This is a genomic window from Pseudofrankia asymbiotica (assembly GCF_001983105.1).
In the GTDB taxonomy this organism is placed as follows: domain Bacteria; phylum Actinomycetota; class Actinomycetes; order Frankiales; family Frankiaceae; genus Pseudofrankia; species Pseudofrankia asymbiotica.
This window is the reverse complement of the sequence record NZ_MOMC01000095.1, coordinates 19,812-32,979: the sequence shown is the minus strand read 5'-3', so window position 1 is coordinate 32,979 and position 13,168 is coordinate 19,812. Positions and strand designations below refer to the sequence as shown.

The 13,168-nt window shown below is 69.4% G+C and carries 11 protein-coding genes and 1 pseudogene; 6 read left to right on the top strand and 6 right to left on the bottom strand.

Annotated elements, in window-relative coordinates; all coding sequences use genetic code 11:
• Nucleotides 1-461, top strand: a pseudogene (locus BL253_RS35010) (IS701 family transposase); the annotation flags it as partial.
• A 390-nt stretch (nucleotides 462-851) separates the two neighbouring features.
• On the opposite strand, the gene htpG reads toward BL253_RS35010, so the two are convergent.
• The gene (htpG, locus tag BL253_RS35005; RefSeq protein WP_076822015.1) at nucleotides 852-2,804 is read right to left on the bottom strand and encodes a molecular chaperone HtpG; all 1,953 of its coding nucleotides are present in this window, start codon (nucleotides 2,802-2,804) and stop codon (nucleotides 852-854) included.
• Nucleotides 2,805-3,386: 582 nt separating this feature from the next.
• Between htpG and BL253_RS35000 the strand changes: the two genes are divergently transcribed.
• The gene (locus tag BL253_RS35000; protein ID WP_076822013.1) at nucleotides 3,387-3,830 is read left to right on the top strand and encodes a group II truncated hemoglobin; all 444 of its coding nucleotides are present in this window, start codon (nucleotides 3,387-3,389) and stop codon (nucleotides 3,828-3,830) included.
• Nucleotides 3,831-4,053: 223 nt separating this feature from the next.
• On the opposite strand, the gene BL253_RS34995 is transcribed toward BL253_RS35000, so the two are convergent.
• Complete coding sequence (locus BL253_RS34995; RefSeq protein ID WP_076822012.1) at nucleotides 4,054-4,548, bottom strand: nucleotidyltransferase domain-containing protein; 495 nt, start codon at nucleotides 4,546-4,548, stop codon at nucleotides 4,054-4,056.
• Nucleotides 4,549-5,055: 507 nt separating this feature from the next.
• Complete coding sequence (locus tag BL253_RS42000) at nucleotides 5,056-5,523, bottom strand: hypothetical protein (RefSeq protein WP_131831655.1); 468 nt, start codon at nucleotides 5,521-5,523, stop codon at nucleotides 5,056-5,058.
• Nucleotides 5,524-5,785: 262 nt separating this feature from the next.
• Here BL253_RS42000 and BL253_RS34990 point away from each other — a divergent pair, with 262 nt between their 5' ends.
• Entirely contained in the window at nucleotides 5,786-7,576 is a 1,791-nt protein-coding gene (locus BL253_RS34990; RefSeq protein ID WP_476644137.1) for a helix-turn-helix domain-containing protein, read from the top strand.
• Nucleotides 7,577-7,581: 5 nt separating this feature from the next.
• Here BL253_RS34990 and BL253_RS34985 read toward each other — a convergent pair whose 3' ends face one another.
• Nucleotides 7,582-8,049: a hypothetical protein gene (locus tag BL253_RS34985; protein ID WP_076822008.1), complete on the bottom strand. Its 468-nt coding sequence runs from the start codon at nucleotides 8,047-8,049 to the stop codon at nucleotides 7,582-7,584.
• A gap of 84 nt (nucleotides 8,050-8,133) precedes the next feature.
• Nucleotides 8,134-9,591 carry an aldehyde dehydrogenase gene (locus tag BL253_RS34980; protein ID WP_076822006.1) on the bottom strand — a complete coding sequence of 486 codons (1,458 nt, stop codon included), beginning with the start codon at nucleotides 9,589-9,591 and terminating at the stop codon, nucleotides 8,134-8,136.
• 125 nt (nucleotides 9,592-9,716) lie between these two features.
• Between BL253_RS34980 and BL253_RS34975 the strand changes: the two genes are divergently transcribed.
• The 3 genes from BL253_RS34975 to BL253_RS34965 are packed head-to-tail and all read left to right on the top strand — an operon-like array spanning nucleotide 9,717 to nucleotide 12,180.
• On the top strand, nucleotides 9,717-11,006 hold the full coding sequence (locus BL253_RS34975; protein WP_076822004.1) for an aromatic ring-hydroxylating oxygenase subunit alpha: 1,290 nt from the start codon (nucleotides 9,717-9,719) through the stop codon (nucleotides 11,004-11,006).
• Nucleotides 11,003-11,338, top strand: coding sequence for a hypothetical protein (locus BL253_RS34970; protein ID WP_076822002.1), 336 nt, complete (start codon nucleotides 11,003-11,005; stop codon nucleotides 11,336-11,338). The genes BL253_RS34975 and BL253_RS34970 overlap by 4 nt, the downstream gene beginning before the upstream one ends.
• Nucleotides 11,335-12,180: a TauD/TfdA dioxygenase family protein gene (locus BL253_RS34965; RefSeq protein WP_076822000.1), complete on the top strand. Its 846-nt coding sequence runs from the start codon at nucleotides 11,335-11,337 to the stop codon at nucleotides 12,178-12,180. The genes BL253_RS34970 and BL253_RS34965 overlap by 4 nt, the downstream gene beginning before the upstream one ends.
• Nucleotides 12,181-12,352: 172 nt before the next feature.
• Here BL253_RS34965 and BL253_RS34960 read toward each other — a convergent pair whose 3' ends face one another.
• On the bottom strand, nucleotides 12,353-12,988 hold the full coding sequence (locus BL253_RS34960) for a TetR/AcrR family transcriptional regulator (RefSeq protein WP_076821999.1): 636 nt from the start codon (nucleotides 12,986-12,988) through the stop codon (nucleotides 12,353-12,355).
• Between the last annotated feature and the right edge of the window lie 180 nt (nucleotides 12,989-13,168).

Genomic DNA, 13,168 nt, shown 5'->3' with positions numbered 1-13,168 from the left:
CGACCCTGGTTACCGTCGCCGGCCGCCGGTGGGGTATAGAGGAATGTTTCCAGTCGGGAAAGAACGAGGTCGGCCTCGACCACTACCAGGTCCGGCTCTATCACGCCTGGTACCGGCACATCACCCTCGCGATGCTCGCCCACGCCTGGCTCGCTGTCACCGCGGCGAAAAGCCGCGCCAGCCATTACCCATCCGAACCAGGAACGACGGCCGCGGTCGGATACCAGCGTCTGGACGGCGGAATTCCTATCACGCGGCAGGCKGTCCCGGGCAGGAACACGATGATCCCGTTCAGCCTCAACGAGATCCGTCATCTCATCGCGCTACTACGTGAGGGAAAGCGACCGGGAACGGTCATCGCCTGGTGGTCGAACTGGCGCCGGCACCACCAGGCGACCGCCCGCCACTACCACTTCCTCCGACGCATCCGCGCCGCACAGCCAGCCGCCACGCTGACCTGACCCAGCCGACACCACGAAAAGATCACTGTTCCTGTAGTACTAGCGTGACCGCGGCGTTGGCTCAATATAGCCGGACTACCCCGGCTCACCCAACAGCCGCCGCCCCGGTCGACTCCTTCAAAGGCGTATCAAAGTCGAGCTGCGCATCCAGATCATTCGGACAGGAGAGGCCCTCTCGAGGCCGCGGCGCGGTAGTCGCCAGGCTGGACGCACGGCTGGCCACTCTGGTCATCTGTTCCGGGGCATCCTGCCACAGCTGACATGTCCGATCGGGCCGGGCCCGGTGGGCGCTCTTCTCGAGCGCGCCCACCGGCGCGGGAACCGGCCGAGAATCCCGGGCCCGGTCCGTACGCGTCCCGGCCGGCCCTGGCCAGGCCGACCGAAGCCAGGTCAGAGTGCGCTGGCCAGGCGGTCGGCGAGGAGACGGGTAAAACGGGCCGGGTCGCGGAGTTCCCCGCCCTCGGCGAGCAGTGCCATGCCGTACAGCAGATCCGCCGTCTCCGCGAGGGCGCCGGAGTCGGCGTCCTGCTCGTGTGCCTTGCGCAGCCCGACGACCAGCGGGTGGGTGGGGTTGAGCTCCAGGATGCGCCGGGAGTGTGGCACGTTCTGCCCCATCGCGCGGTACATCTTCTCCAGGGCCGGGGTCAGGTCGAACGTGTCGCCCACGAGGCAGGCCGGCGAGGTGGTGAGGCGGGTGGAGAGGCGGACCTCCTTCACGTCGTCCTGAAGCTTGACCGCGAGCCACGGCAGCAGCGCGGCGAAGTCCTTGAGCTGCTGTTCCCGCTCGGGCTCGCTGCTCTTCCTCTCGTCGTCCGTGTCGAGGTCGACCTGGCCCTTGGCAATGGACTTCAGCGGTTTCCCGTCGAACTGCGCCACCCGTTCGACCCACACCTCGTCGACCGGGTCGGTCAGGATCAGGACCTCGTAGCCCCTGGCCTGGAACGCCTCCATGTGCGGCGAGTTCTCGATCATCGCCCGGGAGTCGCCGGTCAGGTAGTAGATCTCGTTCTGGCCGTCCTTCATCCGCTCGACGTACTCGCGCAGCGTGGTCGCCTGCTCGGCGTCCCGCGTCGAGCCCACTGAGAGGATCTCGAGGATCGCCTCCTCGTTGTCGCCGTCCTCGACGAGGCCCTCCTTGACGGCGGCGCCGAACTCCTTCCAGAAGGCGCGGTAGCGCTCGGCGTCGTTCTCCTGCAGGGCCCTGACCGAGGCCAGCACCTTCTTGACCAGCCGGCGGCGCACCAGCTGGATCCGTCGGTCCTGCTGGAGGATCTCCCGGGAGATGTTGAGCGACAGGTCATGCGCGTCGACGACRCCCCGGACGAAACGCAGGTAGTTCGGCAGCAGCTCGGCGCAGTCGTCCATGATGAAGACGCGCTTCACGTACAGCTGCACACCTCGCCGGGCGTCCCGGGTGTGCAGGTCGAACGGCGCGCGTGCCGGGATGAACAGCAGGGCCTCGTACTCGAAGGTCCCCTCGCCCTTCATGTGGATGACCTCGAGCGGGTCGGTCCAGTCGTGGCTGAGGTGCCGGTAGAACTCGTTGTACTCGGCCGCGTCGACCTCGCTGGACGGCCGGGCCCACAGCGCCTTCATCGAGTTCAGCGGCTTCTCGTCGGCTTTCTCGTCGCCCTCGCCGGCCGCCCCAGCCTCATCGCCGGCCGCGTTCTCGCTTTTCTCGCCGGGCGCCGGGACCAGCCGGATGGGCCAGGCGATGAAGTCGGAGTACCGCTTGACGATCTCCCGGATCTTCGCCTCGCTGGTGTAGTCGAAGAGGCGGTCCTCGCTGTCCTCGGGCTTCAGGTGGACGGTGACCGCGGTGCCCCGGGGCGCGTCGTCGACCGCCTCGATGACGTAGGTGCCCTCGCCGTCGGACTCCCACCGGGTGCCCCCGCTCTCGCCGGCCCGCCCGGTGAGCAGGGTGACCCGGTCGGCGACCATGAAGGTGGAGTAGAAGCCGACGCCGAACTGCCCGATGAGGTCGGAGGACGCCGCGGCGTCCTGGGACTCCCTCAGTTTGCGAAGCAGTTCTGCCGTGCCGGACTTGGCGATGGTGCCGATGAGCCCGACGACCTCGTCGCGGGACATCCCGATGCCGTTGTCTCGCACCGTCAGCGTGCGCTGCTCCCGGTCGGCCTCGATCTCGATGCGCAGGTCGGTGGTGTCGACCCGCAGGCGGTCGTCGACCAGCGATGCGATACGCAGCTTGTCCAGCGCATCGGAGGCGTTGGAGATCAGCTCCCGCAGGAAGATGTCCTTGTCCGAATAGATCGAATGGACCATCAGCTGCAGAAGCTGGCGCGCCTCGGCCTGGAACTCCAACGTCTCGACCCGGCTGCTCACGGGGCTCCTCCTCCGAACACGAGCAGTCTGTAGGACAGTTGCCGGACCGGACCGGACCGGTCCGGTGCGCGGCGGCCGGCGCGGCTACATGTGTGCTCGCCCTGTGTGGCCGCCTCCGCCACAGTCCGGCGACGGAATCGCAGAATGGATCATATCGGGTCRTCGGGCGTATCCGCGACGTCGCGCAGCCATGACATCGCCGGGCCGCGCCGGGTCGAAGTCGATCAGTCGTACCTCCCAGCCCGCCGCGGGCGTGCCGGCGAAGTCGGCCAGGATGGCGGGCAGCCAGGCAGATACGGAGGCGTACTCCACGCGAGTCAAGGTACTGACCTGGTTTCGAGGAGCGACAGGTCTACGCGGAAGCACCCTATGTGCAGCCCGGGGGTGGTTACCCATCGTGCCGGCGTAGATCAGGCGTCTCACCAGCGTCTCTAGGTAGTCGGGCCGACCCTTGGTCCGCACCCGTGTTGCGCATGTCGCACGGCTCGGGCGCGGTACGCCCGCCGCCGCGCGCGATGCCGGGCGAACGCGCTCTATGGTCGTCGTAGGGGGTTGTCCGCAACGACGGCCGGGAGGCGTCCTGTGACAGAGCCGTTGTACGAGCACGCGGGCGGGGACGAGGGCCTGCACCGACTTGAAGAGGCGTTCTACGCGAAGGCACTGGCCGACCCGGCGCTGCGGACACTGTTCACCGAGCGGGTGCCGACCCATGTCGATCACCTGACGTGGTTCACCGCCGAGTCGTTCGGAGGGCCTGACCGTTTCACCAGGCAGCTTGGCTTCCAGTACCTCATCGACGTGCACCGCGGCCTGAAGATCAGCGACGAGCAACGGGACAGGTTCGTCGCCGCATATCTCGAGGCGCTGGACGAGGTCGGGATGCCAGACGACGCGCCGTTCCGGCGGGCGTTCCGCGAGCATGTCGAATTCGGAGCCCACGTCGCTCAGCAGAACTCCCACGCCGTCACCGACGCCGATCTGCACCCCATCCGCGAGGTGCCGGCCTGGAACTGGCCGAAGGACTGACAGAGACCACCCACGTGGGCCGGGGGAGCCTGGCTCGCACGTGTGCAACCAAGGGGTGGTACCGATCGGGCTGACGCACGACTAGGCGTCTCACCAGCATCTTTTGGCAACCGGGCCGACCCTTGGTCCGCGCCCGCGTTGCACACGCCACACAGCTCGGGCGCAGTCCGCCGGTTACCACGGCGCCAGACCCGGGTCTACGGGCGTGCGCGCGTCGGTCAATTCAGCCTGCGTGGCTTGGGGGAATCGCGAAGCCGAACTCCTCGTGCAGCGCACGTACGTCGTCGGCGAGGTCTTTCGGAGCGGGCGGGTAGGCCGTCTTGAAGCGAAACATCCACTCCGCGGCGATGCAGCGGACCGGAACATCGCCCAGCGTGGCCTGTCCGGTCAGTGACTCCTTCGGGTAGGCGATGCCGTAGCGGAGACTGCCGTCCTCGGCGAACTCGAAGACGTGAACGTCGACCTGTCGGCCGGACGCGTCGCCGAGTACGAAGTTCGCCGGCGTTGCGCCCGGGCGGGGTATCTCGACGTAGCCGCCCGCCTTGAACCATGCGCGCAGCCGTTCCTCGTCCGCTCGGGCTATCGCGATGTCGAGGTCCGCGTGGAGGCGGGTCTGTCGTCCCACCAGCGCGTCCACGCACCAACCGCCGTCCACCCAGATCGTGATGCCCTCCTCCCGGAGGCCAGAGACGATCTCCGTCACGTCCTGCACCCGCATCGCGCCATGCTGACTCGGGCCCGGGATGCGCGCCAGCGTTTTTGAAGCGCGCGATCACAGCACGAGGGCGTGGTCCTCAGCCACGCCGCGCCGCACCGCGCTGACCAGGAGCGCGAGAACAGGCCTAGAGCCAGGCGCTGACGGTGACCGAACAGGTCGCTGACTTCCACGAGTTGTTCTGCGCCGATGTCGACGCGGGGCAGGCGGCCGCCATGGCGTCGGGGCAGGTCAGCCGGCGACGGCGGGCCGGCCGCGGTCGAACTGACCCTGCTCGCGCTGCTGCGGATCCTGCTCGTACGTGCCAAGGCGGTATGCCCCGGAGAGACCCCGACCGGGCACACGACCATCCGCCGCGCACGATCCAGCGGCCACCGTTAGCCACCGCGAGCCCGGCGATGCGGGCCGGGTCGGGCGGGCTGTGGCCGCCGCGAGATCACCTGTCCGATGTCCGATGATCCACAGCCCGCTCGACCCGAACAGATCTGCCAGCGCTCGGGCGCCCTGGGGTCAGCAGGTAATCGGCACCCAGGGGGTGGAATATGCGCCGACGCTGGTATTGGTCGTAGGCGTGGCCAGGGTCTTGATATCGAAATTCCCGTGGTAGGTGCCGCAGTTGCCGTTCCATGAGACGAAGTCACTTGGGGTGTTGCCGGGACCGGAGGCGGTGTTCAGATGCAGGACGGTGCTGGAAAGTGTACTCAAGCTGCCATTGCTGGCCCGTTTTACGATCGAAGCCGCGACGTCAAACTGACCATTTCCCGATGTACAGCCGAGGGTCACATAACCCTCCCAGTCAAAGTGATCCGTGGGGATTTTGTTTGGTGGCCCCACGTACAGATGACACGATGTCGTGCCGAGCGGACCTGAATCATTTGGCTGGGTGTTCGCAAGCGCTGAGGTCGGATTCAGCATCGAGAGGGCCGCGCTGCCGCACGCACCGACGGCGGCGGCCGCTCCCAGGCTCCTGGGACGCATGTTCTCTCCTTGGGGAGGGCGATGGGTGAGGCTCCGATGAAGTCTCGGCGCCGACTGACAGTGGCCGACTATGTCCCCCTGTGGTCCTGGCCGACAAGCTCCGCATAGAGCGCGTCTCGTGCACAATTCGCTGGCCTGCGGGGATGAGTCGACGAGCCCGCGCAGGTTGGCTCCCTATCGCGGCCTTAGGTAGGATTTAGGCCGCTATGAGACTCTTGGCGGAGCTGGTTCTGGCCGGTACGCGGGCGTCGGGAGACGTCCCCTGAGCGAGACTCGGAGTACGGAGCCGTCGCGGCGACGGGGCCGCAAGCTGCGCGCCCTCGATCCGACGGCGGGGCCGGCGCAGAGCTTTACCGCGCAGCTGCGAGAGCTACGCGAGGATGCCGGCGCGCCGTCGTTCGCGGAGATGGCCCGGCGCGTGCACTGGGGCGTGTCCGCGCTGGCGACGGCCGCCCGGGGCGATCGGCTGCCGACGTGGGAGGTGACGGAGGGGTTCGTCCGGGCGTTGGACGGCGACGTCGCCGTGTGGCGGCGACGGTGGGAAGCCGCGCACCGGAGGGCGCACGGGCTGGCGGCGGAGCCGGGCGACCTCGAGAGCGTCGACCAGCCGGCGCCTGCCGCCCCAGTCGCCCCCGCCGCGGCGCCCGCCGCCCTGGTCACGCAGGGCGGTCCCGCTGGTCGCGGCGGACCGCGGCCATCCGCCGCGCGCACAGACGCCGGGCCCGCGGCTCAGGACGCGGCGCTCGCGCTGTGGCCTCCCCTCGACGTCCGGAACGACGAGGAGCACCGGAACGACAAAGGACAGGCGAACGGCAATGACGGGAACAATGATGACGGGAACAGTGATGATCGCGCCGGTGCCAGGCGAGCACCGGCTGGAGCACGGGCCCCTCGCCGCCTCTACTGGGTCCTGGCGGCGCTGACCCTGCTGGTCGTGTTCGCGGCGACCGCCACCGTCGGCCTGGTCGGGAAGTCCGTCGGTGACGAAGGCGGCGATGCCCGGATCGCCTCCGCCGAGGCCGCCCGGCAGTCGGATCTGATCCGTGCCGGGGATCCCGCCCTCGCCCTGCGTCTTGGCTTGGCCGCCTACACGCTGGCACCGACCGCTGAAGCGCGCGGCGCGCTGTGGAGCGGCGCGGCGGCCGCGTATCCGACGCCCCTGCCCGGCGGGCTCGGCGCGTCGGTGGGTTCCATCTCCTCGAGCGCGGACGGGGGGACGGTGGTCGCGGCCGACCGCGGCGGGACGGTGGCGCGTATCTGGCGAGTCCCGGACCAGGGCCGCCCGACACTCGCGTCCGAACTGCGGCTCGGCGCCCGCGCGCCGGCGGTCTTCAGCCCGGTGGGGCATCTGCTGGCCGCGGCCGGACCGGACCGGACGGTGTACCTGTACGACGTCAGCCGACCGGACCACCCGACGCCGGTCAGCGCGCTGGTCACCGACGTCGACACCGTCGACTCGATGGCGTTCAGCCCGGACGGCCGCACGCTCGCCGTCACGGTCGGCCGAGACCGGACGATCCGACTGCTCGACATTTCCGACCAGTCCCGTCCCGCGATCGCGGGAGTCCTCACGGCGGCCGACGGAACGGATTTCTCGATCGTGGCCTTCAGCCGCGACGGTCGCACGATCGCTACCGCCGACAGCGCGGGGCAGGTAGAGCTGTGGGCGGTCACCGACCGTCGCCGGCCGCGGCTGACGGCTACCTTGCCCGCCCACGGAACGACCACGGCGCTGGCGTTCAGTCCCTCCGGTCCCGTGCTCGCGGTGACCGGCGAGCGGACCTGCGAGTTGTGGGACACGACCGACCCCGCGCACCCGGTCCGGAAGCTCCGGTGGTCCGCGGTGACCGGACAGACGGACCTCGATGTCGTCACCGCGATGGTATTGCGGATGGACCTACCGCGGGCCCGCCGAGGTGCGCCCCGACTCGGCCTCGAACATGATCGGGGTTTCTGCCCTCTCGGGGTTGCGATCTCGCCCTGTCTACGACCGGCCCCCGAGGGCACCATCCGCGATCACGCATGGGGGGCCGATGTTGCCGGCGTCCGGTGAGGTCGTCAGGGGCGGTTGAGGGCCCAGGCGGCGGCCAGGGCCAGGCCCGTGAAGACGAGCACCAGCGCCACCCCGCCGAAGAAGAAGAACCCGACCGTCTTCAGCAGCGCGACGGTGACCGGGACGGCGGCGGCCAGGACGAGGAAGCCCCGGGCGGTGACCGGTGCCCGCAGCAGCGTGAACCACGTCCTCGCCGTGCCCTGCCCTTCCTCGCTGAGGTCCGCCATCATGGCCGGGACCAGCCGCAGCGTCCCCCAGGACAGCGCGGCGAACGCGGCGGACAGTCCGAGGGCGTACAGGAAACCGATCGTGCCGCCGAACGCGTTGAACGACGCGCCGGCACCGACGGCGGTGCAGACGAACGCGAGGTACCAGGGCACGGTCCGGTCCTGCCGGGCCTGGCCGGCCAGGCGGCGGGCCTGCGCCAGGCGCTCGGCGCGCCGAGCGCCTCTCGAGGAACCCGCGACGTCCATGGTGATCTGCTCCCTCCGCGCGGCTCACGAATTCACTGGTGCTCGACGTCCATCGTCTCTCCCCGGGTCCGCGGACGCAGGGAATCAGCCCACGACGTCGGCGGCGATGGAGATGGACTTGAGGTCGAGGTAGCTTTCGAGGCCCTCGCGGCCGAGTTCGCGGCCGTAGCCGCTGGCCTTCACTCCGCCGAACGGTGCCGCCGGGTCCATGGAGTAGCCCTGGTTCACGCCGAAGGTCCCGGAGCGGACCTGGCTGGCGATGCGGAGCCCGCGGGCGGTGTCGGTGGTGAAGACGGAGCCGGCGAGGCCGTATTCGGTGTCGTTGGCGATCCGGATCGCCTCGTGTTCGTCGCGGTAGGGGAGGACGACGATCACCGGGCCGAAGATCTCCTCGCGGGCGATGGCCATGGCGGGGGTGACGTCGCTGAAGACGGTGGGCTGGACGTACCAGCCGGTGTCGAGGCCGGCGGGTGGGGCGCTGCCGCCGGTGGCGAGTCGGGCGCCTTCGCGCACGCCGGTGTCGATGTGGCCGCGTACCCGTTCCCGCTGGCGCCTGGTCACCAGCGGGCCCATCTGCGTGTCCGGGTCGGACGGGTCGCCGATTCTGATGGTGGAGAGTTCCGCGGCGAGGGCGTCGGCATAGTCGTCGAGGCGGCTGGCGGGGGCCAGCACGCGGGTGAGAGCGTTGCAGATCTGGCCGGCCATGCCCATGCCGGAGAAGCGGACGGCCTTCGCGACGGTGGCGGGGTCGGCGTCGGCCAGGGCGATCGCGGCCGACTTTCCGCCGAGCTCGAGGCTGACCTGGGTGAGGTTGGCGGCGCAGGCGGCGGCGACCTGCCGGCCGGCGGCGGTCGAGCCGGTGAAGGAGACCTTGTCGATGCCGGGGTGGCCGACGAGGTGGGCGCTCACGTCCCGGTCGGCGGGCAGGACGCTCACGACACCGGGGGGCAGGCCGGCCTCGGCGAACAGGTCGGCGAGGAACAGGGCGTCCAGCGGTGACTCGGGTGCCGGCTTGAGGATGACCGCGCAGCCGGCGAGCAGCGCGGGGATCACCTTGGTGACGGTCAGGAACTGCGGCATGTTCCAGGGGACGATCGCGGCGACGACGCCGACGGGCTCGCGGCGCAGGACGACGTCCTGCCCGTAGACGCCGGGGCGGTTCTCCTGCCAGGGGTAGGTGGCGGCGATGTCGGTGAACGCGCCGATCATCGAGAACGGCAGGGCGACCTGGGCGCGTCGGGCGAAGGAGATCGGGGCGCCCAGCTGGGCGGTGATGATCTGGGCCAGCTCGTCGCGGCGGGCGCCGTAGAGCGCGGCCAGCCGGCGGATCGTCTCGACGCGCTCGGCCGGGTCGGTGCGCGGCCACGGCCCCTCGTCGAAGGCCTGGCGCGCGGCGGCGACGGCACGGTCGACGTCCGCGGTGCCTGCCGCCGCGACACTTCCGATCGGCTTCTCGCTGTGTGGGGAGATCACCTCGATGCGTGCGCCGGTGCTCGGGGTGACCCATTCGCCGCCGATGAACAGCTGTCCGTGCTCCTGCATGAGCGCTCCCTGGCTCGGGGCCTTGCGGCTTGCGCCGAGCCTATGTTAGTCACTTGGAGAACGTTAGTCAGTCGTAGAAAGCCCTCGACCGGTGATCGTGAGCGACCTCAACGGAGGACTGGGCCATGGCACGTGCCACCAAGCCGGCGGAGGCCAGCTGGACGCAGCGCTACCCGGGGCTGGGCACCGGCCTCGTGTCGTACGAGGACTCGATCTCGCCCGAGTTCTACGAGCTGGAGCGTGAGGCGATCTTCCGGCGGGCGTGGCTGAACGTCGGCCGGGTCGAGCAGCTCCCGCGCAAGGGGAGCTTCCTCACCAGGGACCTCGCGGTCGCGAAGACGTCGGTCATCGTCGCGCGCGACCTGGACGGCCGGGTCCGCGCCTTCCACAACGTATGCCGCCACCGCGGGAACAAGCTTCTGTGGGAGGGGACGCCGAAGGGGGAGACCAGCGGTGTCTGCCGCCAGTTCATGTGCAAGTACCACGGCTGGCGGTACGGACTGGACGGTGAGCTGAACTTCGTTCTCCAGCAGGAGGAGTTCTTCGACTTCGACAAGGCCGACTTCCCGCTCGTGTCGGTCCACTGCGAGGTCTGGGAAGGGTTCATCTTCGTCAACCTGTCCGACGAGCCCAGCCAGACCCTGCTGGACTTCCTCGGGCCGATGGTGCGCGGCCTGGAGGGCTACCCGTTCGATCTCGTCACCGAGCGGTACGCGTTCAAGGCCGATCTCAACAGCAACTGGAAGATCTACCTGGACGCGTTCCAGGAGTACTACCACGCGTCGATCCTGCACTCGCAGCAACAGGTGCCGAGCCTGCGCAGCTTCGAGTCCGGCTTCAAGGCGCCGCACTACCAGATCGACGGCCCGCACCGGATGATCAGCACCGGCGGCTGGAAGGGCGTGCCGCGGCACCTGCTGCCGCACGACCAGATGTACCCGATCGAGCCGCTCACCGAGGCCGGCCTGATGGGCCCCTGGCAGCGCCCGGACATTCCCGCGCTGGACCCGGCCAACCTGCCGGCGGGGCTCAACCCGGGCGGGCTGGACCCCTGGTCGATCTCGAACTTCCAGATCTTCCCCAACTTCGTGATCCTGATCTACGAACGCGGCTGGTACCTCACCTACCACTACTGGCCGACCGGTCCCAACACGCACGCGTGGGAGATGTCGTACTACTTCCCGCGGTCCCGGACGGMCAGCGAGCGGATTCGTCACGAGGTCACCGCCGTCATCTCCAAGGAGGCCGGCCTCCAGGACGCCGGCACGCTCGACGGCACCCAGATGGGCCTGGAGTCCAGGGTCATCGACAAATACCCGCTGTCCGACCAGGAGATCACCGTCCGGCACCTGCACAAGGTCACCGGTGACTGGGTCCAGTCCTATCTTCGAGACGGAAAGGGGGTCCGGGCATGACCGACTCGTTACTCCCGGAGGAGTTCGCCGACCTTGAGCCCTTCGCCGCCAGGTGGTGCATTCCCGGTGAGCCGGCCAGGTACACCGCGCGGCTGAACAGCACGATGACGGACATGCAGGCGTTCTATGACGCCGCGTTCCCGCGGGTGCGGGACGCCATGACATATCTCGACCGGTTCCCGCTGGACGAGCTGCCCGAGCGGGCGGAGAACCTGCTCCACCTCGTCTACTCGTTCGTCATGGTCTCGCTGCCGGTCGAGGTCTGGCACCAGCCCAGGGTCATCGACGCCGGCACCGCGTACTTCGACCGCTACCTGGAGCCGACCCCGTGACGACGACCATCACCTGTGAGCCGCTGGCCGCCACCGTCGGCGCGGAGGTGAGCGGCGTCGACGCCGAGCAGCTCGCCAAGGACGACACCGCGGCGGGAACGATCCTCGACGCGCTCGAACAGTTCGGTGTTCTGGTCTTCCGCGGCCTGCACCTCGACCCGGACAACCAGGTCGCGTTCTGCCGCCGGCTCGGTGAGATCGACTTCGAGCCGGGGCACCACCCGGTCGCGGGTATCTACCGGGTGAGCCTGGACCCGTCGAAGAACTCCTCGGCGGGCTACCTCAAGGGCACGTTCGTCTGGCATATGGACGGGTGCACGCCGCTGCACGGAGAGCCGCCGCAGAAGGCGACCGTTCTCAGCGCCAGGCAGGTGGCGGCGAACGGCGGGGAGACGGAGTTCGCCAGTACCTACRCCGGCTACGACGCGCTGTCCGACGTGGCGAAGGAACAGTTCGCCTCACTGCGGGTGGTGCACACCTTCGAGGCGTCCCAGCGCATGGTCTACCCGGACCCGACCCCGCAACAGCTCGAGAAGTGGCGCGCCCGGCCGACCTCGACGCACCCCCTGGTCTGGACGCATCGCACCGGCCGCAGGTCGCTGGTCATCGGCGCCCACGCCAGCCACGTCGTCGGCATGGACCTCGACGAGGGGCGAGCGCTGCTGGGGGAGCTGCGAGACCACACGACCGCGTCCGGGCTCACCTACCGCCACGCATGGTCGGTGGGGGACACCGTCATCTGGGACAACACCGGTGTCGTGCACCGGGCGGCGCCGTATGACGCGTCCTCACCGCGCGAGATGCTCCGCACGACGGTCTTCGGGGACGAGCCGATCCAGTGACCGCGGCGGCCGGCCGATGCCACCTCTGGCGACGTTGGCCCCGTTCGGTCGCGGGCATGATCGAGATTTCGGCCCTCAGGTGGTCGTAGCCGCCGCGGTTGCGCAACCACTGGAGAGCGCCATCGACGATCATGCCAACGGGCTGATCGCGGCGATCGTGGCGATCGGGGCCTCAGCTGGCGCGGCGGCCGGCGACGGTGTCGACGGCCTCGTCGTCGGCCGGGCGGCGATCCCCTTCGAGGGCGCGGATCTCACGCTCGACGACGGCGATCAGCTCGCGGTGGCCGATGTCGATGTCGAAGGCCTCCTCGATGTGGAGGAACCGGGAGATCGAGGCCATGGCGAGGATCAGCGAGGCGGGCGGCCAGCGGTCGGAGTCGACGCCGTAGCCCTTGAGCACGTCCGAGAGGGTCTCCAGCTGCAGCCGCCGGAATGTCCTCGAGTAGGAGGCGATCTCGGCGCGGATCGCCTTGCGGTGGTTGGCCAGCGCGGTGAACTCCATCGTGCGCGCGTTGTTCGAGGACTCCTGGACCAGTTCCCAGAGGGCCCACAGCGGCTGCGGGGAGCGCAGCGCCGCTCTCAGCCGGTCCAGGCTGCGCTCGGCGCCGCGGCGGAACAGCTCGATGAACAGGCCGTCCATCGTGCCGAAGTAGTAGTAGACGAGCCCGTTGTTGACGCCCGCCCTGGTCGCCAGCCGGCGGGTGGTGACGGCGGCGTAGCCCTCCTCGAGCATCAGGGCCTCGGTGGCGTCGAGGAGCGCCGTGCGCGTGACCGAGTCGTCGACGGCGCTCCGCCGTGCCCGCGTCATGTACGTCCTCCCGCTGTGCTCGCTGTTTCCGCTGCTACCGGTGCCTCTCGCCAGTCCCAGTGTCGCCCCTGCTGGCCCCAGCGCGGCTCTTGCCCCGGGCCACGCTCCATGTTAGTCATGTGAAGAACGGTGTTAGTCGATCGAAGAACACTGATGTCCGAGCATGTGCCGGCGGCGAAG

Bases quoted from the DNA above. Each gene is read 5' to 3' on its own strand.
- BL253_RS34985 (WP_076822008.1), bottom strand. From the start codon at position 8,049: ATGGACGTCGCGGGTTCCTCGAGAGGCGCTCGGCGCGCCGAGCGCCTG.
- BL253_RS42000 (WP_131831655.1), bottom strand. From the start codon at position 5,523: ATGCGTCCCAGGAGCCTGGGAGCGGCCGCCGCCGTCGGTGCGTGCGGC.
- BL253_RS34980 (WP_076822006.1), bottom strand. From the start codon at position 9,591: ATGCAGGAGCACGGACAGCTGTTCATCGGCGGCGAATGGGTCACCCCG.
- BL253_RS34970 (WP_076822002.1), top strand. From the start codon at position 11,003: ATGACCGACTCGTTACTCCCGGAGGAGTTCGCCGACCTTGAGCCCTTC.
- BL253_RS34960 (WP_076821999.1), bottom strand. From the start codon at position 12,988: ATGACGCGGGCACGGCGGAGCGCCGTCGACGACTCGGTCACGCGCACG.
- BL253_RS34995 (WP_076822012.1), bottom strand. From the start codon at position 4,548: ATGCGGGTGCAGGACGTGACGGAGATCGTCTCTGGCCTCCGGGAGGAG.